This window comes from Pseudomonas sp. PA15(2017) (assembly GCF_001945395.1).
Classification (GTDB): domain Bacteria; phylum Pseudomonadota; class Gammaproteobacteria; order Pseudomonadales; family Pseudomonadaceae; genus Aquipseudomonas.
On record NZ_MSXV01000014.1, the window covers coordinates 1 to 23,511 of the forward strand.

The window sequence follows — 23,511 nt, forward strand, 5'->3', positions numbered from 1 at the left end:
CTGCTCACCTGAAAGGTTGGTCGCGACCTTTCGAATCGTACAAAAGCAAACGCCCCGAACAATGTCGGGGCGTCTGATGGGATCACTACCTGCATCAGCGACTTTTCACACGCTCTGATCGAGGCCCCGTTTTTCATTGCATCAGCGTCAGCCGATCACTGCCCAGGAACGTCCTTGCGCAGTTTTACCGGCTCCGGGTCGGCCTTGCCTTCGGCGCGGCGGCGGGCGGTGCGCATGCGGATGTTCAGCGCTTCCACGGCCAGGGAGAAGGCCATGGCGAAGTAGACGTAGCCCTTCGGTACGTGGACCTCGAAGCTCTCGGCGATCAGCACGGTACCGACCACGATGAGGAACGACAGGGCCAGGATCTTCAGGCTCGGGTGCTTCTCGATGAAGTCGCTGATGGTGCCGGCGCAGATCATCATCACGATGACGGCGACGACGATGGCCGCGACCATGACCGGTACGTGGGAGACCATGCCCACTGCGGTGATCACCGAGTCCAGTGAGAAGACGATGTCGATGATGGCGATCTGGATGATGGTGCCAAGGAACTGCTTGCCGGCGCCCGAGGGCTGCTCAGGGCTTTCTTCCTCGCCTTCCATGCCGTGATAGATCTCGGTACTGCTTTTCCACAGCAGGAACAGGCCGCCGAAGAACAGAATCAGGTCACGACCGGAGATGCCCTGGCCGAACACATGGAACAGGTCGGTGGTCAGGCGCATGATCCAAGTGATGGAGAGCAGCAGCAGGATGCGCGTGACCATGGCCAGGGCCAGGCCGAAGAAGCGGGTGCGCGCCTGCAGGTGCGGCGGCATGCGCGACACCAGAATGGCGATCATGATGATGTTGTCGATGCCCAGAACGATTTCCAGGGCAGTCAGAGTCAGGAAAGCAACCCAGATTTCCGGGTTGGTGAGCCATTCCATTAGAGGTTCCTTATGGATGAATAGAAAACTGGCGCGAGGCCTCGGCCGAGATGCCGAAGTCTAGCGCCAGTAGTGTGAAAATTTCGTCAAAATGTTTTCGGGTTAGCGACCGAATAGCGGAAACACGCCCAGCACCAGCGCCGCAGCCAGAATCGCCATGCACACCAGCACCGCCCACTTCAGGGTGAAACGCTGCAGGTCGCCGAATTCGATCTTCGCCAGGCCGATCAACAGGTAGGTGGATGGCACCAGCGGGCTGAGCAGGTGCACCGGCTGGCCGACGATGGAGGCGCGGGCCATTTCCACGGCGCTGATGCCGTAGCCCGAGGCGGCCTGGTTCAGCACCGGCAAGATGCCGTAGTAGAACGCATCGTTGGACATGAAGAAGGTGAACGGCAGGCTGACCAGCGCGGTGATCACCGCCAGGTGCGGACCGAGGGCGTCCGGGATCACCGCCAGCAGGCTCTTGGACATGGCGTCTACCATGCCGGTGCCACTGAGGATGCCGGTGAAGATACCCGCCGCGAAGATCAGACCGACCACCGCCAGAACGTTGCCGGCGTGGGCGGCGATACGGTCCTTCTGCTGCTGCAGGCAGGGGTAGTTGATGATCATGGCGATACTGAAGGCGATCATGAACAGCACCGGCATCGGCAGCAGGCCGGCGATCAGGGTGGTCATCAGCACCACGGTGAGAATGGCGTTGATCCACAGCAGTTTGGGGCGGCGAGCCTCGGGGAACTGCGACACGCTGATTTCTTCCTGTGCACTCGGGTCGTCCGGCAGTTGCAGCACGCCCAGGCGCTTGCGCTCACGCATGCCGTAGAGGTACGCCACGCCAAACAGCACGATGGCGCCGACGATCATGCCGGGAATCATCGGCACGAATACGTCCGAGGGGTCGACGTGCAGGGCACTGGCGGCGCGTGCGGTCGGGCCGCCCCAGGGGGTCATGTTCATGATGCCGCCGGCCATGATGATCAGGCCAGCCATGATGGTCGGGCTCATTTTCAGGCGGCTGTATAGCGGCAGCATGGCGCCGACGCAGATCATGTAGGTGGTCGAGCCGTCGCCGTCCAGGGAAACGATCAGCGCCAGGGCCACGGTGCCGACCGCGACTTTCAGCGGGTCGCCCTTGACCAGCTTGAGGATCAGGCGCACGGGCGGGTCGAACAGGCCCGAGTCGATCATGATGGCGAAGTAGAGGATGGCGAACATCAGCATCACGCCGGTGGGCGCGAGCTTGCTGATGCCTTCGAGCATCATCGGGCCGATCTGCTCGGCGAAGCCGCCGATTAGGGCGAAGATGATCGGAATGATGATCAGGGCGATCAACGCCGACAGGCGTTTGCTCATGATCAGGTACATGAAGGTCGAGACCATGGCGAAGCCAAGGAATGTGAGCATGGAGATTCTCCGGACGTGATTCGGCTAGGGGCGGGTAACGCGCGAGTGGCTAGCGTCCAGGCGAGCGGAGAGGGCGATGCAGGCGTGAGTAGCTGGGGCGGAACATGGTTAATCACCTGTTTTGTTCTTGTTGACGGCAGCTGCGGGCCTCACTGGCGGCAGCTCATCGACCAATCTTTGTCGGTCAGTGCGCGGATGCTAGAACACGAAGCTTTCAGCCAGCTTTCGCCGAAACCAGGGCTGCAAACAGGAAATTGGGGCAGGCGACGCGGACCCTGTGGCCCGCGTCGCGGTGGTTTCAGAGCAGGCGTTCGAGGAGCGCCAGCACCGCCACCAGCGAAGCGGCAGCCAGCAGATGCTGCAAGGTGATGATACCGGCCATCAGGTTGGCGTCGCCGCCCAACTGACGGGTCAGCACATAGGCGGTCGGTGCGGTGGGCAGGGCGAAGAACAGCACCAGCACGGTGCTTTCCATGGCCGGCAACTGCAGCCCGACGGCCACGGCCAGGGCCAGCAGCGGCATCAGCAGCAGGCGCAGCAGGCTGTTCCAGGCCAGGGCCGGCACCTCGCCGCCCAACTGCTCGGGTTTCAGCGCCGCGCCCACGCACAAGAGGCCCAGCGGCAGGCTTGCCGCTGCGAGCAGGCTGAGCAGTCGACCGCTGCCGCCTGGCAAACCCAGGCCGCTCAGGTTGACCAGCGCACCGGCCAGGCAGGCCAGGATCAACGGGTTGCGGATGATCGGCAGCAGCAGACTGCGCGCGCTGACGCCCCGCTCGGCGGTCAGTGACCAGACCGATAGCACGTTGACGGTCGGCACCATCAGCGCCAGCATCAGGGCTGCCAGGGTCAGGCCCGGCTGGCCGAACAGGCTGCCCACGGCGGCCAGGCCCAGGTAAGTGTTGAAACGCAGGATGCCCTGGCTGAAGGCGCCGAAGCGCGCCGCCGGCCAGCCGCGCAGGCGACGCACCACCAGCAGCGCCAGCCAGGCGATGCCCAGGCCGAGCAGCACGGCCAGTGCCATGCGCGGCAGCTGGGGGTTGTCCAGCGGGGCGATGGCCAGGCTGTTGAACAGCAGGGCGGGGAACAGGATGAAGTAGTTGAGGCGTTCGGCGCCTGGCCAGAAGGCTTCGTTGGGAAAGCCGCGACGGCTGAGCACGTAGCCGCCGACGATCAGTGCGAAGAGTGGCCAGAGGGCCAAGAGCAGTTCGGTCACGGGAGCCCCCGGTGGTGGTGAGGGTGCATCTTCGCCAGTGCCGATTGATCAGGCAAGCCGAGATACCACGACGTTTCAAGGAGAGTGTGATGAGCGATGTGCATGAGGGCGGCTGCCAGTGCGGCGCCGTGCGTTACCAGTTCCGCGCGCCGTTGCGCGATATCGCCCACTGCCACTGCTCGGTGTGCCGGCGCAGCACCGGCGGCATCCTGGTGACCTGGATCACCGTGCCGTTGGCAGCCTTCACCTGGCTGCGCGGCGAGCCGGCGCGTTTCGCCTCCTCACCGACCTGTGAGCGCTACTTCTGCGCGACCTGCGGCGCCCATCTGGCGCTGTTCACCACCCTGAGCCCGAACAGCCTGGACGTGACCATCGCCACGCTCGATCACCCTGAATATGCCGCCGCTGACCGGCATATCTGGACCCAGAGCCGCCTGCCGTGGCTGGCGGTCGACCCGTCGTTGCCCCAGGAGCAGCAAGAGCGGATCGACTAGCGGCGCATACCCGATTTAGCGGTTGGCAATCTTCTGTCGCCTCGTTTTTCCAGGTGCGCCGAACTTTATTAAAGAACGGCGGTCTCGCGCCGATTACCCCTCTGTACCTCGTCTACTGCCTAACGTGCCGCATGCCAAATGCGTCCCCCTGTTCAACGCGCCGCGCAGACGGAGCGACAACAGGCAACCCTTCGCTTCGTAATCAGAACTGCCGAAGTAAATTGAATAGGTGAAACGTCGTGCTCAGAAACATCCCCTTGAGCCTCAAGCTCTTGTTGATTCTCGCCTGCCCGTTGCTGGGCTTCCTGTGGCTGGCCGCTCTGCAGGTCAACAGCAGCTACCAGACCTTGCAGGAGATGGAGCAGACACAGGAGGCCAGCGTCGTCGCCCAGAAGGTCAGTCAGCTGATCACCGTATTGCAGCGCGAGCGCGGCGCCAGTGGCGTATTCCTCGGCAGCCAGGGCAAGAACATGCAGGACGTGCTGTTGCGCATGCGCGGCCAGACCGATACCGCCCTGGCCGACGCACGCACGCTTGGCAATATCGATGCCGGGCTGAGCGAGGCGCTGGCTGCGTTGAGCGGCCTGGATGCCATGCGTGGGCAGATCGACAAGCTGGCGATCAACAACCGTGAATCCGGCGCACGCTTCACCGACATCATCCGCAAGCTGATCGGCTACACCCACGCCGTCGAGCGCTCGGTCAAGGATCCGACCTTGTCGCGGGCGCTGTCCTCGCTCAACCAGTTCATCGAGATGAAGGAGCGCGCCGGCCGCGAGCGCGCGACCCTGGGCGTGGTATTCAACCAGGATCGCTTCGATGCCGACCTGCTCTCCACCTTCAGCCGCAACCTGGGCGAGTTCACCGCGTATTCGGAAGGTTTTCGCCGCAACGCTTCGCCAGAGTTCGTGGGCAAGCTCGACGAGAAGATGCAGCAGCCCAGCGCCCTCGAGGTGGCGCGTTTGCAGAAACTGTCTTTCGACACACCGATCGGCGATGCGCTGGGCGTCAAGGCCACCGACTGGTTTCAGACCTCCACCAATCGCATCGACCTGATGGGCGAAGTGGAGAGCGAGCTGGGGCAGAGCGTCGGCGATCTGGCAGCCCAGGCGCGCGCTAAAGCGTCGGCCATGCTGTGGATGACGGCCATCAGCGTGCTGATCGCCCTGGCCGTGGTGGGCGCGTTGTCCTATCTGATCATCCGCAACATCAACCTGGCGGTGGGCGAGGCCAACCGTGCCTTGCTGGCGCTGTCGCAGCGTGACCTGACGGCCCGTTCGGGTTACGTCGGCAAGGACGAGTTCGGCGAGATCAGCCGTAACCTCAACGTCATGGCCGAGGAACTGACGCAGATCGTTCAGGAAATCGGCTCGGCCACCGCGCAGGTGGCCACCGCGGCCGAGGAGTGCTCGGCGGTCACCCTGCAAACCAGCAACAGCCTGGAGCGCCAGCGCCAGGGAACCGAGCTGGTGGTCACCGCCATCAACGAGATGAGCGCCACGGTTCGCGAGGTGGCGCAGAGCACCAACGATGCCGCGGAAATGTCCCGCCAGGTCAACGTCAACACCACCCAGGGCCGCCAGGAGATCGAGCGCACCGTCGAGGTGATCCGTGAACTGTCGACCCAGGCCGACGACACCGCGCGCATCATTGGCGACCTCAAGCACGAGAGCGATTCGATCTCCTCGGTGCTCGACGTGATTCGCGGTATCGCCGACCAGACCAACCTGTTGGCCCTCAATGCGGCTATCGAGGCGGCACGCGCTGGCGATCACGGTCGCGGCTTCGCGGTGGTGGCCTCCGAGGTGCGCACCCTGGCGCAGAAAACCCAGGAGTCCACCGGCAACATCCAGGAGATGATCGCCAACCTGCAGCGCGGCTCCGACCTGGCCACCCAGTCCATGCAGGAAACCCTCGACAAGGCGCGGGCCGGCGCCAGCAACATCGAGCGCGCTGGCGACCTGCTGGCCGAGATCGCCTCCGGAGTGTCCGGCATCAGCGACCGCAACATGCAGATCGCGGCGGCGGCCGAGGAGCAGAGCGCGGTGGCCGAAGACATCAACCGCAACGTGGTGGAGATCAACGACGTGGCCATCCAGGTCAGTTCCGGTGCCGAGCAGACCGCCGTCACCAGCCAGGAACTGGCGCGCCTGGCCGATCACCAGCAGAAGTTGGTGAGCCGCTTCCGCCTGGCCTGATCGGGCTCTGGCCTGTCGTCGCTCGCCAAGTTGGCGGGCGACGATCCCGCCTCGCGTACGCCATCAGTCGGCGCCATGAAAAATTAATGAAATCTTGCCTGGCCGAGCCGGTCAGAGCCTGACCCTTACTGCCGGATCCCAGCGATGCCACTGATAGTCATAGCCGAAGACGAACGCTCCATCAGGGAGATGCTCGTGGAGATCTTCGAAGACGAAGGCCACGAGGTCAAAGCCTTCCCCTGTGCTGACGACGCCTGGGAATACCTCGCCAGCAGTGACGGCCAGGTAGACATGGTGCTCACCGATTTCAGCATGCCCGGCGACATCGACGGCATCTTTCTCGCGCACCTGATTCGTGACCGTTTCCCGGATCTGCCGATCATCATTTCCTCGGGCTTCCTCGGGGCCTCCACGGATTTCGACGGCCTCAACGTGGCCGTGATCCCCAAGCCCTGGAGCGTTGCCCAGCTGCTCGCCATGTGCGCGTCGATGACGCCAGACAAGGCCCAACAGCCCGGCACTCCGCGCGGCTGAGCGTCCCACGCCAGCGGCCAAGGCTCACCGTGACAGGTGAGTGCGCAGAAATCGCGGCGGATATGTAAAATCGCCGCCCCGTTTTACTGCTGGAGATGCCACCTTGGCCATTCACTTCTCGCCTTCCTCGAACACCATCGCCTGCGGCCGTAGCGGCGCGAGCCTGAGCACCACCGAGGATCAGGCGCAGGTTTCCTGCAAACTCTGCCTGCGTTCGCTGGACAAGGCCGCTGCGCCGGTCGCCACCAACCGCACGCCGACCCTGGCCGAATTGCGTGCTGCCGCCCGTGCCGCCAAGGCCCCGGCCAGACCTGCCGAGAGCGCCGAGAAAGCGACCTTGAGCGTGAAGGCCGCCTGGCAGCAGAAGCTCGAGCAACTGCCGGGCCGCAATCGCCTGCCCCGTGGTGCTGCGCGCCAGAGCTTCGTCTGATTCGTCGGGCTGCCTTGCCGCCGTATCCCTGCGCGTTCGGCGCCTTTCCCGCAGGCGCCTTATCCCTGGCTCGATCAACCGCTGCCCGCCGGCAAATACACTGAACCGAAGCGCCAACCCGGCCACCAAATTGCATGCTGAAAATGGCGCCGCCCTGCGTGCGCCCAGTGCCGTGGAATGAGGGGATGTCGATGAAGCAACTTGACCTGCAGGTGATCCAGCAGGCCCGTGGCTGGCTGCAGCAGGGCCATGGCGTCTGGCTGTGCACCGTGCTGTCGACATTCGGCTCGGCACCACGGGCGCCGGGAGCGATGCTCGCGGCGTTGGCGTCCGGTGCCTCGTGCGGCTCGCTGTCCGGTGGCTGCGTCGAGGAGGATTTTCTCGAGCGTGTACACAATGCCGGGTTCGCGCCCTGCAACCAGGTCGTGCGCTACGGCGAAGGCGGCCTGACGCCCACCCGCGCGCTGCCCTGTGGCGGCGTGCTGGACGTGCTGGTCGAGTACCTGCAGCCCGGCGAGGCCGCGCAGCGGATGCTTGGCCAGGTCGAGCAGGCACTCGGCGGTGGCGAGCTGCTGGTGCGCGAAGTGCCGCTGGGGGAAGCCGGCAGCCGCTGCCGGCCCGGCAGCATGAGCGATGCGAAGATCCAGCACGGCGCCGAGCAGGTGTCGATCCGCGTCGGCGCCGTACTGCGCGTGGTGCTGGCCGGCTGGTCGCCGGTGGCCGAGTTTTGCGCCGGCTTTGCCGTGGCGCTGGGCTACGAAGTGATCGTCTGCGATCCGCGCGCCGAGGTCATCGCCGAGGTGAACGTGCCAGGCGTACAGGCCATGGAAATTCTGCCGGCGCGTTTCATTGCCGAACAGGGCGCCCACAGCGCCACGGCAATCCTTGCCCTGACCCATGACCCGCGCATGGACGACCCGACCCTGATCGAAGCGGTGCGCACCGAGGCGTTCTATATCGGCGCCATGGGTTCCCAACGCACCAGTGGCAAACGCCTGGAGCGTCTGGCCCGCCTGGGCGGTTTGCAGCCAGGGGACATGGCGCGCATCCACGCGCCCATCGGCCTGCAGCTGGGCAGCAAAGCCCCGGCGGAAATCGCCCTGGCGACCCTGGCCGACGTGCTGCGCGTCGCCAACGGCATCGACCGCGGCGCGCTGTAGCCATGACCGACGGCCCGGTGGTCATCGTGCTCGCCGCCGGGCGCGGCACGCGTTTTCGCGCTTGCGGCGGTCAAGGCAGTAAGCTGCAGGCCGACCTGCACGGCAAGCCGGTGCTCGACCACGTGCTGGCGGCAGTCCAGCGTTCCGGCCTGGCGCACCATGTGGTGCACCGCGCCGCTGGCAACGGCATGGCCGATTCGATCGCCGCCGGTGTGCGGGCCACGGCAGCGGCGGCAGGCTGGCTGATCCTGCCAGGCGATCTGCCGCTGATCGGCGCGCCGAGCCTGCGCCAGGTGGCCGAGGCGCTGACGCAGCAGCCGGTGGTGGTACCGACTTTTCAGGGCGACCGGGGCCATCCGGTCGGCTTCGCACGGGAGTGCTTCGAGGCACTTGCCGATCTGAGTGGTGAGGCGGGCGGCGCTTCGGTGGTGCAGCGTTATCGCCGTGCGGGCCAGGCGCTGCTGTTGCCACTCGATGATCCAGGCATCCTCACCGACGTCGATACCCCGGCTGACCTGCAGCGCGTGCGCGCCCTGCTGGCTGCCGGCAACTAGCATGGCCACTGGCTTGTAGCGCGATCCGGCAGCCTTCGATTATCACTATCGACGCAAATGATGCGGTGCCTGCAGGCTTTACCGATACCCTGTACCTCGATGAGCACAACACCATGGGCTCTCGAAAGAAGCCGGTGGTCTCTCCGGTTCATCATCCTTTGGTTACCGCCTCTAATTGGGGCGGTTTTTTTTGCCTGGGAAAAATGTGCCGAACGCGAGCTGCACCCCCAGGTGGCAGCGCTGTCACAAAGGGCGGCATCCGATCCATCCTGAACGAGCGAGATAAACGTGTTCCACCTGGTCACGGCCATTCTGGCCCTCTATGTATTCTGGCGTATGGTCGGGCCGCAGCGCTGGCCGCGGCCGGTCAAGGCGCTGCTGGGTGTATTGATCCTGGCGGTTGCCGAGCACCATCTGGTGACCCGGCAGTTCTTTGGCAGCATGGCCTCGCCGGAGATTCCGGGCGCGTTGCTGATGGTGCTGGGCTGCGCCTTCGGTGCGCTGATCATCAGCGCCATGGTGCTGCTGGTACTGGATATTGCGGCGCTGTTGCCCCGTCTGCGTGCTGCCGTCATGACGCCTCGGCTGCGCGCCGGTGTCGGTATCGCGGCGATCCTGCTGTCGGCGCTGGGCGTCTGGCAGGCGGTGCGGGTGCCGGAGGTGCGCGAGGTGGAAATTACCCTGGCCCAGTTGCCTGCCGAACTGGACGGCCTGCAACTGGTGCAGCTCACCGATCTGCACGCCAGCCGGCTGCTGCAGCGCCCGTGGATGGAAGCGGTGGTTGCCAGAGCCAACGCCCTCGACCCGGATCTGCTGGTGATCACCGGTGACCTGGTGGACGGCACCGTCGCCGCGCGAACCCGCGATGTCGAGCCGTTGCGCGCCTTGAAAGCGCGCCTGGGCGTGTACGCGATTGCCGGTAACCACGAGTACTACGCCGAGTACCAGCAGTGGCTTGAGCACTTCGCGCAGCTAGGCCTGCCCATGCTGCTCAATAGCCACGTGACGATCATCGATGCGGGCGCCAGCTTGGTACTGGCCGGCATCACCGACCCCGCCGCCGCACGCTTCGGCCAGCCGCTGCCGGATGTCGAGGCGGCCCTGGCCGGGGTGCCGAAGGGCGCCGCTGTGATCCTGCTCAGCCATCGGCCTATGGCCGCCTCGTTCAACGCCCTGGCGGGCGTCGACCTGCAGCTGTCCGGGCATACCCACGGCGGCCAGGTGCTGGGAATGCACTGGGTCACCCAGGCGTTCAACGAGGGTTACGTGTCGGGCGAGTACGCGGTCGGCGACATGCGCCTGTACGTGAGTAACGGCACCGGCCTGTGGAACGGCTTCCCGCTGCGCCTGGGCAAGCCCTCGGAAATCACTCGCATCACCCTGCGCTCGGCCGAGGGTTGAAGCGCTAGCAGCGTTTCTCGGGTTCCTTGAGCAGCATGCTCAGTAACTGCGGCGGCTGGTGAACCAGGCCCGTGGGCGTTTCGCAGACGCGCTGGATGAAGTTGTCGGTGAACAGCAGCTTGCCGTGCACGAAGTGCTCGTTGGGGCGCAGGTTGGGGTTGTCGATGCGCGTACCGAGACGCGCGGCCAGCCATTTGCCGGCTTCGTAGTGGCTGATCCAGCGTTCGGCCGACAGGCTCGCCATGGTCTCGGCCTTGGCCTCGCGGCCGATGACGATCACCGGCACGTCGCTGACTTCCGGTACCAGATCGTTGTGGCCCCAGTTGCCGCCTTCACCGAGGCGCTGGCCGTGGTCGCCGGTGATGATCAGGTAGCGTTCGCCCTCCAGGCGGTCGAAGTCGGCGATCACCTCGGCCAGCAGACTGTCCAGGTAATGCACCGAGTTGTCGTAGGCGTTGCTCTGGCCTTCAGGCCCCTGATCCGCCCAGGGTGCCGGGGTCTTTTCGTGGCGGTAGTTCTGCGCGTAGGGCAGGTGCGCGGTGCGCAGGTTGAGCACCACGAAATTGCGCTGCGCCCAGCGCTGCGCGTCGAGCACATCGAGCAGAGCGCGGTCCTGTTGTTTGAGAAAGCGCACCGGGTGGTCTTCGCGGGTGATCGACACGTCCAGGTAACGGCTGCCCAGGTTGGCCAGCAATTTGGATTCCTGGGAGGAAATCCAGTGGGTGCGAAAGCCTGCCTGCTTGGCGAAGCGGAACAGGTTGATGTCGCCGGTGCGCAGCAGCGCATCCTTGCCGGGCTCGCGAATCGGGTTGATCAGGTAGGGCAGGCTGACGTCGGTGGCCACCCCGGCGGCGATGCCAGGGCGCACGAAAGCGCTGGGGTGCTCGCGCAGGTAGGCGGCCAGTCTCGGCGTGGTGTCGCGGTCGTAGCCGAACACGCCGAGGCGATCGCTGCGCAGCGAATCGGCGACCACCAGCCACACATGCTTGGCTTCGCTCAAGCTCGGGCTCAGGGCGTAGGGCGCGAAGGCGCTGGGCGGCAGCTCGAACTCCGGCTTGAACGCCAGGTGCACCGCCCAGGCGGAAAACACGTTGAGGTTGTTGTGCAGGGCGCTGCGGCTGGGGCTGGCAGCGAAGGAGTCGAGGTTGCGGTAGGTGGCGCGGTAGGGCTTGGAGAGCAGCACCACGGCAATCAGTACCAGCGCCCAGCGACTCTGCGGCAGGCTGACCCGGCCCGGCAGGCGCCAGTGCAGCACCAGCAGCAGGCCGTAGGGAATGCCCACGCAGAGCAGCACCGGCCAGTGTCCGGTGAAGCTGTGGGCGGCGGTCTGGTGTACTTCGCCGGGGTCGTTGAGCAGCGACTGGATGTCGATGGCGGTCAGCGGTTCGCCGAAGAAGCTGATGTTGGCCAGCTGCATCAGTTGCATCATCGCGAACAGCGTCAGGATGATCATGCTCAGCGGGCGCAGGTTGCACAGCCACAGACCCAGGCTGAACAGCCACAGCACGACCACGTAGCCGGCCTCCAGCTCGGCGTGATTGTTAGGGGTGAACAGCTGCTGCAGAAAATCATCGGCGAGCAGCAGCCCGCAACTCAGGGTGGCCAGGGCAAGCAGCGACAGCCAGGCGCGCGGGGCGCTGGCACGGCGAGGCGCGAGCAGGGTCAGCATGGGGATCGAATCTCAGCGATGTTCGGATGGTGTGCGGCGTTTGCCGGTGATCATCGACAGCGGCAGGTTCTCGCGCAGGTGCAGGCTTTCGATCACGGCCGCGGTCATATGGATCACCACCAGCGTCGCCAGGCCGTTGGCGGCCCAGGCGTGCAGCGTGAGCGGCCAGTCGGCGCCCCACAGGGCATCGACTTCCTGCATCAGAAAGCCGCTGATGCCGAGGGTGGCGATGGCCGTCATCATCAGCAGCATCACCAGGGCGCCTATCGGCGAGTGGCCGAGGCGACGGTGCGGTTCACCCTTGAGCAATTGACCGAGGTGATCGGCAAGGCGTGAGCGGGTTGGCCAGAAGTCCGTCCAGCGCGCGCTGCGCGGGCCGACGAAGCCCCACACCAGGCGCACGGCGAGCCAGGCGCAGGCGTAGTAACCGAGCCAGGTGTGCCAATCGTCACCTTCCTCGGTAAAGAAATAGTTGGCGACGAAGACCCCGGCCACCGATAGGTGGAACAGGCGGATCAGGGAGTCCCAGAGTCGTATCGTCGCCGCCTGCATCAGTCTTCGATCTCGGTCTTGATGGCCTTGCCGCTAACCGGGTCGTGATAGATCTCGACCTTGCGCTTGTCCTTGTCGAAACCGTAGATCTCGTAGCAGTTGCCTTTGGTGATCTTGAACTTGCTGATCTGGTAACCCTGCTCCTTGAGCTTGGCCTGGAACTGCTCCGGATCCTGCCAGGTCGAGCGGTCAGCGGTGGTGCATTCGGTGCTGGCCATGGCCAGCGGGCTGCCGAGCAGCAGGGCGAAAAGCGCGACGTAACGCATGGTGAGTCTCCTGATGGGGGTGGTCAGGAGCACCTTGCGACGCGAAGCTTAGGAAAGTCTTAATGGGCAAAGGTCGGTAACATCTACCCCTGCCCAATGCGCCGCGCGAAGCGCATGATGGCGCCGTTTTATCGATGACGAGGTGCGTGCCGTGCGTGTCCTGCTGGTTGAAGATGATCGTGCCCTGGCGCGCGGGATCCGCGTGGCCCTGCGCGGCGAAGGCTATACGCTGGACTGGCTGGAGGACGGCGTCGAAGCCGCCCATGCGCTGCGCAGCGAACGATTCGACCTGGTGCTGCTCGATCTCGGCCTGCCGCGCCTGGACGGCATGACCCTGCTGCGTCAACTGCGCGCGCGCAGCGAGAACGCCGTGCCAGTGCTGGTGCTCACCGCCCGCGATGCCATGGATGACCGGATTCAGGGCCTGGATGCCGGCGCCGACGACTATCTGGTCAAACCCTTCGACCCCGAGGAGCTGAAAGCGCGCATCCGCGCCTTGCTGCGCCGCAGCCAGGGCCGTGCCCAGCCGGTACTGGAGTTCGCCGGCGTAACCCTCGACCCGTCCACCCAGGAGGTGCGTTACCAGGGCCGCAGCGTGCCGATGACGCCCATGGAATATCAGCTGCTACACCAGTTGCTGATCCGCCCCGGCGTTGTCGTCACCCGTGAGCGGCTGGCGGGCGCCCTGTACGGCTGGCAGGAGAGTGGCCCGGGCAATACGCTGGAGGTGCTGATCCACAACCTGCGCCGCAAACTGTGCAGCGAGCTGATCCGTACCGTGCGCGGGGTCGGTTATCTGGTGGAGCAGACGTCGTGATTTCCATCCGCACGCGCATTCTGGCGCCAACCATCGCCCTGGTGCTGGCCGGCAGCCTGGCCCTGGTGCTGCTTGCCCTGCGCGACAGCCACCGGCAGACCGAGGCGGTCTACGACGCGCAACTGGTGCAGGCCGCGCGAGTACTGCAAGGCCTGCTGCAGCAGCCGGACGGCCGTCCGGTGGACTGGCAGTTCGTCCGTCAGGCGCTGGATGGCGCCCTGGATCGCTCCGCCGACGGAGTGTTCTCGCACCCCTACGAAATCAACCTGGCGTTCCAGGTGTGGGACCGCGACGGCAACCTGCTGGTGCGTTCCGAACAGGCGCCGCACCTGACGAAACTGCCGGCACCGGGCATTCACGACTTCTTCTTCAACGATCAGGAATGGTGCGGTGTGCTGCTCGACGACAGCGCAGGCGGCCTGCGCATCTGGGTCGGTGAGCGCGAGGACCTGCGCCAGGACCTGATCCACCAGATTCTCCAGCACACACTTATGCCGACGCTGGTCTGCCTGCCGCTGCTGGCCGCGTTCATCTGGCTGCTGCTCGGCTGGGGGCTGCGCCCGTTGCAGCGCCTGGCCCAGCAATTGCGCGAGCGCCCCGAGCACAGCCTGGAGCCGCTGCCGACGGGGCCGCTGCCGCCGGAGCTGGAACCCATGCGCCTGGCCCTGGACGACGTATTGAGCCAGCTGCGCGCGCTGCTCGAACGCGAACGCCGCTTCATCGCCGATGCCGCCCACGAGCTGCGCACGCCCCTGGCGATTCTCGAGATTCACGTGCGTAACGCGGCGCAGGCCGACAGCGTGCAGGAGCGCGAGGAAGCGCTGGCTTTCCTCAAGCACGGCGTACACCGCGCCACCCGCATTGCCAGCCAGTTGCTGACCATGGCGCGGCTGGAAGCGCCATCACAGAACCTGCAGCCCCTGGACCTGACCGCAGTAGTGCGCGAGGAACTGGCTGACCTGGCGCCGCTGGCCCTCAACCGGCGCATCGACCTGGCGCTGGAGGCCGAGGAAACGGCGCTGATTCAGGGCGATCGTGGGCTGATCGTCATCCTGCTGCAGAACCTGGTCAGCAATGCACTGGCCTTCTCGTCACCTGGCAGCGAGGTGAGCGTGCGCGTGTGCCGGGAGGGCGAGGGCGTGCACCTGCAGGTCGTCGATCAAGGGCCCGGCGTGGAGGAGGCCCGCTTGCCGCGTCTTGGCGAACGCTTCCACAGTGCCGGCAACCCCCAGGGTGCGGGGTTGGGGCTGGCCATCGTCGGCATGATCGCCCGCCACCTGGGCGGCTCAATCGGCTTCAGCAACGCCAGCCCGCGGGGCTTCAGCGCGGTGGTCAGGTTTCCCGACACGGCGCGATAGGCAGGCTGGCGGCCCACCGGGGGGCTGGCCGCGGCACCCAGCTCAAAAGCGCATCCCGAACAGGGTGAAGTGCTCGTTCGGAAAGCGCACGCGCACCGGCAGCGAGTCGACACGCCACTCGTTGGCCAGGGGCTCGGTGAAGCGCGCCGGCACCATCAGCCCGCGGGTGGGGCTGCGGAACGGCTGGCGCAGATCGCTGGGCAGCGGGTTGGCGCTCTCTGCCGGGTTGATCACTTCAGCCTTGATCCAGCCGCCATCGGGCAGGCGCACGTCGAGCGGCGAGCCAGGGGTGGCGTGCTCGACATCCTTGGGGTCCAGATACACCCACAATTGCGCCGGGCCGCTGCGCTCCAGGCGCATCAGTAGGGTGCCGGGGCCGACATTCTCACCGGGGGCGGTGACCACTTCGGCGACTCGGCCGCGTTCACTGGCACTGACCTGCATCTGCTCGAGCTGGCCGGCCAGCCAGCGGCTCTCCAGCTGCTGCTGGCGCTCATAACGCTCGCCTTCGCTGCTGCCGACGCCGCTCAGGCTACGCTCGAAAGCCAGCAACTCGGCCTCACGGCTGTCCAGGGCATTCTGCGCTTCGACCAGCTCGCCGCGGGTGGCGGCGCCTTGCTGCACCAGCCGACGTGTGTCGTTGACCCGTTGCGAGGCGCGGTTGACCAGGCTCTGCAGCACCGCCCGGTTGCGCGCGCCCAGGTCGCCGACCGGTGCCGCAGGTGCAATCGCGCCACCTTGCAGCAGGTTCAGGCGCAGGCGCCATTCGGGGTTGTCGAGCTCCACCAGCGGCGTGCCAACATCCACGTGATCACCGGCCTGCACGCGAATGCTTTCCACCTGGCCGGGCTGCATGGCGCGCACTTCCATGCTGGGCAGGCGCACCAGCGCCGGTGCCTCGACGCGTATCAGTTCCAGGCCATAGCGCCCGGCCAGCCACAGGGCGGGTAGCAGGATCAGGAACAGGATCAGGTACCAGCGCAGCCGGAAGGCCAGGCGCTTGCCGGGTGCGTAGAGCACCTGCATGCCGTTGTCCTGGGTCGGGTGTCGTTCTTTCGGGCTATTGAAACGTATCTTCATCGGCTTCTCGGGTAATCGGTCCAGGATTGCCAGTCGATACCGCCCACTCCAGCCGGGCGCAGAGCGTTCTGCCAGTTCACTACCTGTTGTTGTAATTGCGTGTGGGAGGCGTCCGCCCAGCTCAGGTCGGCGGGCTGATCCACCTCCACGCTCTGGGCCAGACGCAGCTTCAGGGCCGGCCATTGTTTGGCGATGGCCAGGGCCCGGTTGGCGCTGCTCTGCGGGTTACGGGTGTAGATCATCAGGCTGATCTCGCCAACCCCGATGCGCTGCAGTTCGCAGGGCACGCAGGGCTGGCGATTGGCGTGTTCGTCGAACCAGCGCGGGTGGCTGGACAGGTTGAGCGGCCAGGGCGCGGCGGCCTTGGCTTCGCGCACGGTGTCGAGCCAGTCGCGCAGACGCTGATCGGGAACCGGCCAACCGAGCTGCTCGACTTCCAGGTCCAGGTGCAGGGCGTCGAAGGGCAGGTCCCTGAGCTGGCCGATCAGGTCGATCAGCCCCTGGCGCTTGCGCGGCTTCAGCCAGTCCGGGTCGCCAAGCAGCAGGGTGACCCGCATGCCACGGGCGTGTGCGGCCTGCAGCAAGTCGCCCAGGGCCGGGTGGCTGCGCTGCATGTCAGCGACCTGCAGCGCAGTCAGGCCGACGTGCAACTGGCTGATACCGGCCTGCTGCAGGGCGTCCAGTTGGCCGGCGCGCTGATCCGCATCGAGCAGGGCAACGCTGTCCCAGATATATGCGCCCTGGCTCCAGTCGGTTTGCGTGGCCGCCTGTGCCGGCATGACAGTGTTTTCGCCCTGCCACTGCATCACGCGGTTGCCGAGCAGGCGTTCGAACCCCGGGCTGTCATCACCGAACAGGCGCAGCGCCGAGTCCTGCAGCCAGGCGCCGTGCCAGGCGGAGATCTGCGCGAAACCGGCGTTGTAGTGATCCACCTCGGCCTGTAGCAGCCGCAGGCTGGCTTCGCCGGCATCCAGGCTGCCGCGTTGGCGACGTTCGGCGATGATGCTGTCGAGAGCGTCTCGCCGCTCGCTGCGCCACCGGTACTCGTTGAGTTGGCGGCGCTGCTGTTCCAGGACCTTGCCCAGTTCGCGCAGCACATCGCCACGCTCGCGCTCCAGCGCCTGCACGGCCGCCTGGTAGCGCGCCTCGCCCTCGCGGCCACGGGCAGAGCCGTAGTCGAGCAGATCGAAGGGCGCGGAGAAGGTGATGCCGGCGCTCAGGCCGCTGCCATCATCGCTGGCGCCGCTGCGTTGCTCCAGGGTCTGGGCGACGTTGACGTAGGATTCGATGGCGCTGTACCAGGGCTGCTTACGGCCCAGCTCGGCGTTGGCCAGTTCGGCGCTGCGCCCGGCGACGCGGGGGCTGTCTTCGAGCTGGGTCTGCCAGGCCTGCAAGGGTTGCGGCTCGCTGGCCAGGGCCGAGGCGACTGGCGTGTCGTTGGCGTCGACCTGCACACCAAGGCTTTGCAGGCTGGCGCGAATATCTGTCAGCAAACCGTCCTGCATGGCGCAGCGTTGAGTTACCGCGGTCCATTCGCTGCGCATCAGCTGGGCGTCGGACGGCAGAATCCACTTACCGTCCAGGCGCATCTGCACCTGCTGGTCGGCATCGCGCGCGGCGCGCTCGACATCCCGGCACAGGCGCTGCTCCTGGGTGGCGCGCCACCAGTCCGCATAGCTGCTGCGGATGGCCAAACGCTGCTGGGCGCGGCGATAGCCCTGTTCGATCTCGCCGAGGCGAATGTCGCGTTCGCTGTCACGCACTGCATCCATGCGTCGGCGCAGGCTGCCGAGCAGCGGGTAGCGCACGCCGACGGCGAAGCTGCGCCCGTAGTAATCGTCGCGAACGTCATCGGTCACCAGTTCGCGGTAACGGCCGACGTTGGCGTTGCCGAACATCTCCCAGCCGGATTCGCTCTCGCGCTGGTCGCGGGCCGCGTAGCGCGCCTGCAGCTCGGCATTGGCCGCCGGGCCGGCGTCGCCGGTTTGTTGCAGGGCCTGCTCCAGGCTCAGGGGCGCGGCGCCTGCCAGCAGCGGCGCGCAGCACAGCAGCGGCAGCAGCAGCAGACGTGAAGGTCGTGGGGCAGTCATTGAGTCATAGCGCCTTTAGAATCGATTGGCCCGCTTGAGCACCCACCAGGGCGCCATGCTCGACTCCTCGTGCCCGCGCCGCAGGGTTTCATTGAGAATGGCGACCACGCTCCAGCAGCGCAGGGCGTACATCGCCAAGGGGTAGAAGGGCAGTACCCAGATCAGCCGCAGATCCTGCCTGGGCCGCTCGCTGACCATCAGCATCAGGCCCAGGTACAGGAGCGTGGTCATCACCAGGTACAGCGTGTAGATCAGCAGCGAATAGAACACCAGCGCGGTGAACGGCAGGATGATCACCGCCACCAGGCTGTAGCCGAGGATGATGAAGGGCAGCACCAGCTGGAAGAACAGGCCACTGACCATCAGCATCAGGAAGTTCGGCCAGCCGAGCAGACGCGGCGTGAACACGTGGCGGTGCTTGCGCACGTAGACGAAGAACAGATCGCCGTCCCAGCGCAGGCGCTGGTCGAGAAAGCCGCGCAGGGTCGCCGGGGCATCGGTATGGCCGATGGCCTGGGGCTCGAACGGAATGCGCAGGCCGTAGCGCCGGAAGTACGCCTTGATGCGCAGGGTCAGGTCGAGGTCTTCGGCGGTGTGGGTGTCCCAACCGCCGATCTGCTGCAGGAAGCTGCGGCGAAAGGCCCCGAAGGCCCCGGAGACGTTGTTGACCAGGTTCCACTCGGCCAGGCCGATCTTGCACATATGGATCGACAGCAGGTACTCCAGCGCCTGGATGCGCGCCACCCACGATTGCCTGGCGTTACGCACGCGCAGGCTGCCGGCCACGGCAGGCACCTTGGGGTCACGGAAGTGGCTGACCATACGCACCACCATGTCGTTGTCGAACGAGGTGTCGCCATCGACGTTGATGAGGATCTCGCCGGTGCTGTACGCCAGGCCGGTGTTGAGTGACGACACCCGTCCGCCGCGCTGCCATTTGGCGATGGGACGGATCACCCGGTTGCGCGGCAGGCGCTGCTCGGCCTTGAAGCGCCGCACCACGTCGGTAGTCGCCTTGTTCGCGGCGGCACCATCGACGATCGGAATGATCTCGATCACGCCGGGGTAGGTCTGCTCGGCCAGGCTGCGCAAGGTCAGCTCGACATCGCGGCCCTCGCTGTAGCAGGTGATGATGCACGACACCCGCGGATGCCAGGTATTGTGCAGCGGCAGCGCACTGCGCTTGCGCACGAACCAGCGCAGGGTGCCGAGCAGCACCATCAGGTTGAGCGGCACCTCCAGCAGCAGGAAGTACGGGAAGACCATGAGAAACAGCCGCCAATGACCATTGGCGCCGGAAATTTCGCCCAGCCACGCGTGCAGGTGCTCGACCAGCGCGTTCATCAGAGCTCTCCGGCGAGGCGGGCCATCAGCAGCTCGGCGTCTTCCTTGTCGATCAGGCCGCTGGGGGCGACGCAGCCGCTGGTGGTCAGGCGAATGTCCTGGAGATCCTCTCCGACGAACAGCTCGCTGATTTCATTGATGCGCTCGATTACCCGGCGCAAGCCGGCCGAATCGGTATACATCAGCAGCAGCCAGAGCTGCTCCTCGCTGCTACGGGTGCAGCGATCGGTGTCGCGGATGGCTACCTGGATGCGCTCGATCAGGGTGTCGAGCAGGGCATGGCCACGTTGTGGGCCCAGGCGTTCGAGGACCCGACCGAGGTTGCGAAAGCGCATGCCGAGCAGGGCAAAGGTCGGCGCCTTGTGGCGTTCGATCAGCTCCAGCTGCCAGTCGAGCAGGGTCTTGAAGGTCCCGGCACCGACCACCGGCAAGCCACGGAAGTAGTTGTCGGTATTGCGCTCCAGCCCCTGGCGGGCGGTGAGCAGGCCGCCTTCGGACAACTGGTAGTCGCGGATTTCGCGCACCTGCAGCTCGTCCGGCGCGTGGTGCTCGCCGCAGTCCAGGCAGCGCGCTTGCACGTCGGCATCGACGAAGAAGGCATCGCAACTGTTGCAGTTGTAGTTTTCCAGCGGCCGGTCGTAGTCGGTGCCGATATGACGCAGGCGCGTCAGGCAGTTGGGGCAGATCAGGGCACCATCCTTGAGGTACTCGGTCTGGGCGCCGATGTGCCCGCAGGTGAAACAATGCAGCGACGGCTGTCGGGCGATGTCCAGGGAATTGCATTCCACGCACACGTCGACGTAGTTGAGGTGGCCGCTGCCGCAGCTGCGGCACAGGCGGATGCGATCGACCAGTGCGGTGCTGTCGAGCAGGTTGCGCTGGGCCAGGTTCTGCACCTGCGCCAGGCCATTGACCTGATCATCACCCAGCGCTTCGAGCAGCGGATAGACGTAGTGCCTGGCCGAAGACGGCGCACGAACTGCCTTGAGCGTGCCTGGCGCGCGTAACCACAGGTAGGCGAGCAACTGTGCTTCGAGGCCCTCGGGCGCGCGACCGTTGTTGAACAGGCTCAAGCGCTCGCGCCACTGTTGCCAGGCCTGCTGCAGCAGGCTCGGCTGCGTGGGCGCCGGGCCATCGCTGAGTGCTACAGCCAGTGGCGCCTGGCTGGCGCAGTACACCAGGCTCAGGCGATAAGCCGGCTGGCGCCGCAGGGTTTGCAGCATCGCCAGGTTCTCGGCTTCGCTGGCGCTCAGCACCACGACATCGAAGGCCGGTTGCTGCAGCAGGGAGGTGAGTTCGCTGAAACGACTGGCGGCAGTGAACCGCGCGTCGTGGTCTGTGGCTACTTCAGCGATGCGAAGGGTGAGTTCGGGCATCGGCTCTTCCAGTCAGGGGGCAGAAGTCCGACTGGAGGCCGCTTCGAAAGTTCTACAGAGATACCTCGCGTGTACAAGCCCGTGTGCGAAACCTTGAACCAGGCCTCGTTTATTGGCCATGGCGCTCTTAGAGCCTGTTCAAAGTCTCGCGAGCTAGAGCAATGCAAGGCCTAGGCGGCCCCGCAAAAACAGGCGAGGACCGGTCGGAGTCGCGCTCGACTTTACGAGCTGTAAATGAGCAGTCCGAGCCTGTTTTTAACGCCGCAGTGCCGACGCGCAGCAGACTTTGAATAGGTTCTTACAGCTGCAGCCCACCGCTTTCCCTGTGCAGCTTGCGCAGGTGCTCGCCGAGCAGCTTGAGGTTGGTCTCGTTGGCTTCCAGCTCGGCCAGGCGCTGGGGTTCGAGCAGGCTGCGCACCTCGCCGTCGAGGTCGGCGCTGAGTAGGCTCAACTGTTGCTGGCGCGTGCGGGTTTCGTTTTCCAGGCGTTGCCACTCTTGCTGCTGCGGCAGGCCGTAACCGCCCTCGAGCAACTCGGCCGGGCGGCTCAGGAAACCGGTGTTGGCGAGGATCTGCTCCAGCGCGTCACCGGCCTTGTTCAGGCTCGGGTCCTTGGCGGCGCGGCCGGTCAGGTAGCGCTGCTTGAGTTCGTCCTGGGACAGCAGCAACTGACGGCGCATCGCCGCCTGCTCGAGCAGCAGCATGGCGGCGCTGGCGCGCAGGTCGGCCTGCTCGAACCATTGGCGGCGCTGCTCGGATGGCTGCTCGAGCCAGTCCTCGACGCGCTGCTGGCGGATCGGCAGGCGCTGCTGCAGCACCTTGAACATGGCCTGGTAACGGTCACGGAACGAGTCGAAGCGATACCCCAGACGCAGCGCCTCGCGCGGGTCGTTCAGCACGCTGCCATCGGCCAGATCGCGGGCTTCGAGCACCTCCAGCAGGCCGATGGGGGTGATGCTGTCCAGCGTCTGCAGGCGCGGATGGTCGCTGCCGCTGCGCAGCAGCTTGAGGGTTTCTACCGCGCAGTTGTTGGAGACGAAGAAGTAGTCGCCGTCGTAGCTCCAGTGCTGCTCGACGGCGCGGGCGACCAATTGCTCCAGGCGCTCGCGCGACAGCTTCAGGGGCACCGAGGCGAGGCTGCGCAGCTCGACCTTGGTGTATTCCTCGATCACCTGGGCCAGGGGCAGCACGAACAGCCGTGACGGGTAGGCGCCGGTCAGGCCGTCCCAACTCGACAGTTGCACGTCGTTGACGAAGGCGCGGTAGGACAGCACCAGGTGCTGGTCCAGGTCCAGCCGGCAATCCGGCCCGCGGGGGCGGCCGGGTGCGCAGATGACCAGGCGCAGCATGCTGTGGCCCCAGCGGCTGGCCATGTTCTGATTGGCCTCGGCGAGCAGGTAATCCACTTCGTAGACGCGCTCGGGATCGAGGTTGGCCAGCGCCTGCTTGTCGAAATCGCGGCCGGCATTCAGGTAGGCGTAACCATTGCCGCAGGGCGTCTGCCTGGCCGGCGACCAGCCGAAGTGCGCGCTGAAGAAGCGCGCCAGGGACGGACGGCGGCAGGCGTATTCGGGGTCGAGGAGAAAGTACTCCATGTTCACCGCGACGAACTCGCGCGGGTTGCTCAACTCGTAGCTGTCCGGGCTGCGGGCGACCTGACCGTTATGAGTGTCGCGCTCACCGCGTTTGCCGACGCGCTGGGGCCAGCCGGCCAGGTCGAGCAGGCGTGGCTCGTCGCTGAGGGTGAAGCGGCGCTCGGTCTGGCCGCGGCACTCCTCGCGCAGGCCGACCGGGCCCAGGTCGGCATCGTGCCGCTGGCAACGGCGCAGCAGGGTGCGCTGCTCGGCGCTCCAGTAGGCGCCGCGATCATAGAGGTGGGTCACTTCATGCAGCACGGTGGCCAGCAGCTCCTGGCGCACGGTGCCGTGGGGGCGGCCGTTGTGGGTGGTCGCGGCGCCGCCGTCGGCGAGGCTGGGCAACAGTTTGGCGTTGAGTTCGACCCCGCTGAGACGCCCGGCGCGGCCGTAATTGTCCGCTGGCATGTCGACCCAGCGCACGGCCACGTCACGATCGAGCGCTTCGCGCAGGTGTGGCGGCAGGGCGGCGTGAGCTTCGTCGAGTAGCGTCTGGCTGGCGTGGCGTTGCTCGGGCGTGAGCCCGGCATCGTCGAGGGCGAATCGCAACTGGGCGTGGCCGGCCGTGCTGACCAGCAGGGTCAGTAGCAGGAGCCAGCCGCGGGCGGTCATCACAGCGCGAGAATGGCTTCTGCGAGTACCTGATCGGAGGCGTTCTGGGCCTCGGGAACCTGGCTGCGCAGCGCGCCGAAGGCGGCTTCGAGCTGGGCACCACGGATGTCACCTTCGCTGGCGACGAAGCTGGCAGCGTCGTCACGGGCTTCGATCACCACTTTCATGTCGCGGATCGAGGTGGTGGTGTCCGAGGTGAAATTGATGGTGCGATCCAGCGCGCGGACGATGATGTTGCTGGTGGCCACCAGGGTCTGGGCCTGTAAGGCGCCGGCGAACAGGGCCAGCGAGGCGGTGGCGGCTAACAACGGACGCTTCATGAATGGTCTCCGAATGGGCTTTGATTGGCTGCTTGGACGAGCAACTCCTGCCGCAGTTCCGGCAATGACGAATG

21 protein-coding genes are annotated in these 23,511 nt (G+C 65.9%); 9 read left to right on the forward strand and 12 right to left on the reverse strand.

Translation table 11 applies throughout. From position 1 onward, the window contains the following. Positions 1-155 precede the first annotated feature (155 nt). The 3 genes from BVH03_RS06065 to BVH03_RS06075 all read right to left on the reverse strand — a co-directional run bounded on the left by BVH03_RS06065 (position 156) and on the right by BVH03_RS06075 (position 3,594). Positions 156-929: a TerC family protein gene (locus BVH03_RS06065; protein WP_075960340.1), complete on the reverse strand. Its 774-nt coding sequence runs from the start codon at positions 927-929 to the stop codon at positions 156-158. Between the two features lie 102 nt (positions 930-1,031). Further along, positions 1,032-2,336 carry a CitMHS family transporter gene (locus BVH03_RS06070; protein ID WP_075960341.1) on the reverse strand — a complete coding sequence of 435 codons (1,305 nt, stop codon included), beginning with the start codon at positions 2,334-2,336 and terminating at the stop codon, positions 1,032-1,034. Between the two features lie 298 nt (positions 2,337-2,634). After that, positions 2,635-3,594, reverse strand: a complete 960-nt coding sequence (locus tag BVH03_RS06075) for an AEC family transporter (protein ID WP_177344895.1) — start codon at positions 3,592-3,594, stop codon at positions 2,635-2,637. A 44-nt stretch (positions 3,595-3,638) separates the two neighbouring features. On the opposite strand from BVH03_RS06075, the gene BVH03_RS06080 reads away from it, so the two are divergent. From BVH03_RS06080 to BVH03_RS06110, 7 genes are all read left to right on the forward strand, one after another. After that, positions 3,639-4,043, forward strand: a complete 405-nt coding sequence (locus BVH03_RS06080) for a GFA family protein (protein ID WP_075960343.1) — start codon at positions 3,639-3,641, stop codon at positions 4,041-4,043. A 293-nt stretch (positions 4,044-4,336) separates the two neighbouring features. After that, the gene (locus BVH03_RS06085; protein ID WP_371915343.1) at positions 4,337-6,241 is read left to right on the forward strand and encodes a methyl-accepting chemotaxis protein; all 1,905 of its coding nucleotides are present in this window, start codon (positions 4,337-4,339) and stop codon (positions 6,239-6,241) included. Positions 6,242-6,385: 144 nt separating this feature from the next. Continuing rightward, the gene (locus tag BVH03_RS06090; RefSeq protein ID WP_075934780.1) at positions 6,386-6,775 is read left to right on the forward strand and encodes a response regulator; all 390 of its coding nucleotides are present in this window, start codon (positions 6,386-6,388) and stop codon (positions 6,773-6,775) included. A 103-nt stretch (positions 6,776-6,878) separates the two neighbouring features. Next, positions 6,879-7,205: a hypothetical protein gene (locus BVH03_RS06095; protein ID WP_075960345.1), complete on the forward strand. Its 327-nt coding sequence runs from the start codon at positions 6,879-6,881 to the stop codon at positions 7,203-7,205. 191 nt (positions 7,206-7,396) lie between these two features. Beyond that, the gene (locus BVH03_RS06100) at positions 7,397-8,365 is read left to right on the forward strand and encodes an XdhC family protein (RefSeq protein ID WP_075960346.1); all 969 of its coding nucleotides are present in this window, start codon (positions 7,397-7,399) and stop codon (positions 8,363-8,365) included. A gap of 2 nt (positions 8,366-8,367) precedes the next feature. Then, entirely contained in the window at positions 8,368-8,919 is a 552-nt protein-coding gene (locus tag BVH03_RS06105; RefSeq protein WP_075960347.1) for an NTP transferase domain-containing protein, read from the forward strand. A gap of 288 nt (positions 8,920-9,207) precedes the next feature. Next, the gene (locus BVH03_RS06110) at positions 9,208-10,320 is read left to right on the forward strand and encodes a metallophosphoesterase (RefSeq protein ID WP_075960348.1); all 1,113 of its coding nucleotides are present in this window, start codon (positions 9,208-9,210) and stop codon (positions 10,318-10,320) included. A 4-nt stretch (positions 10,321-10,324) separates the two neighbouring features. On the opposite strand, the gene BVH03_RS06115 is transcribed toward BVH03_RS06110, so the two are convergent. The 3 genes from BVH03_RS06115 to BVH03_RS06125 are packed head-to-tail and all read right to left on the reverse strand — an operon-like array spanning position 10,325 to position 12,807. Further along, complete coding sequence (locus tag BVH03_RS06115; protein ID WP_075960349.1) at positions 10,325-11,989, reverse strand: phosphoethanolamine transferase; 1,665 nt, start codon at positions 11,987-11,989, stop codon at positions 10,325-10,327. A 12-nt stretch (positions 11,990-12,001) separates the two neighbouring features. Beyond that, a complete protein-coding gene (locus BVH03_RS06120) occupies positions 12,002-12,541 on the reverse strand; it encodes a cytochrome b/b6 domain-containing protein (protein WP_075960350.1) in 540 nt (179 codons plus the stop codon). Next, positions 12,541-12,807, reverse strand: coding sequence for a PepSY domain-containing protein (locus BVH03_RS06125; RefSeq protein ID WP_075960351.1), 267 nt, complete (start codon positions 12,805-12,807; stop codon positions 12,541-12,543). Before BVH03_RS06125 ends, BVH03_RS06120 begins: the two co-directional genes overlap by 1 nt. 151 nt (positions 12,808-12,958) lie before the next feature. On the opposite strand from BVH03_RS06125, the gene BVH03_RS06130 reads away from it, so the two are divergent. Next, positions 12,959-13,624, forward strand: coding sequence for a response regulator (locus tag BVH03_RS06130; protein WP_075960367.1), 666 nt, complete (start codon positions 12,959-12,961; stop codon positions 13,622-13,624). Beyond that, a complete protein-coding gene (locus BVH03_RS06135) occupies positions 13,621-14,982 on the forward strand; it encodes an ATP-binding protein (RefSeq protein ID WP_075960352.1) in 1,362 nt (453 codons plus the stop codon). Before BVH03_RS06130 ends, BVH03_RS06135 begins: the two co-directional genes overlap by 4 nt. A 42-nt stretch (positions 14,983-15,024) precedes the next feature. On the opposite strand, the gene BVH03_RS06140 is transcribed toward BVH03_RS06135, so the two are convergent. The 6 genes from BVH03_RS06140 to BVH03_RS06165 all read right to left on the reverse strand — a co-directional run bounded on the left by BVH03_RS06140 (position 15,025) and on the right by BVH03_RS06165 (position 23,437). Then, on the reverse strand, positions 15,025-16,062 hold the full coding sequence (locus BVH03_RS06140; RefSeq protein WP_075960353.1) for an HlyD family secretion protein: 1,038 nt from the start codon (positions 16,060-16,062) through the stop codon (positions 15,025-15,027). After that, positions 16,059-18,152, reverse strand: a complete 2,094-nt coding sequence (locus BVH03_RS06145) for a hypothetical protein (RefSeq protein ID WP_075960354.1) — start codon at positions 18,150-18,152, stop codon at positions 16,059-16,061. The genes BVH03_RS06140 and BVH03_RS06145 overlap by 4 nt, the downstream gene beginning before the upstream one ends. Before the next feature lie 15 nt (positions 18,153-18,167). After that, positions 18,168-19,496 carry a glycosyltransferase gene (locus BVH03_RS06150; protein WP_075960355.1) on the reverse strand — a complete coding sequence of 443 codons (1,329 nt, stop codon included), beginning with the start codon at positions 19,494-19,496 and terminating at the stop codon, positions 18,168-18,170. Further along, a complete protein-coding gene (locus BVH03_RS06155; protein ID WP_075960356.1) occupies positions 19,496-20,872 on the reverse strand; it encodes a diguanylate cyclase domain-containing protein in 1,377 nt (458 codons plus the stop codon). The genes BVH03_RS06150 and BVH03_RS06155 overlap by 1 nt, the downstream gene beginning before the upstream one ends. 298 nt (positions 20,873-21,170) lie before the next feature. Continuing rightward, positions 21,171-23,120: a DUF4105 domain-containing protein gene (locus BVH03_RS06160; RefSeq protein ID WP_371915342.1), complete on the reverse strand. Its 1,950-nt coding sequence runs from the start codon at positions 23,118-23,120 to the stop codon at positions 21,171-21,173. Then, complete coding sequence (locus BVH03_RS06165) at positions 23,117-23,437, reverse strand: DUF2388 domain-containing protein (RefSeq protein WP_075960358.1); 321 nt, start codon at positions 23,435-23,437, stop codon at positions 23,117-23,119. Before BVH03_RS06165 ends, BVH03_RS06160 begins: the two co-directional genes overlap by 4 nt. Between the last annotated feature and the right edge of the window lie 74 nt (positions 23,438-23,511).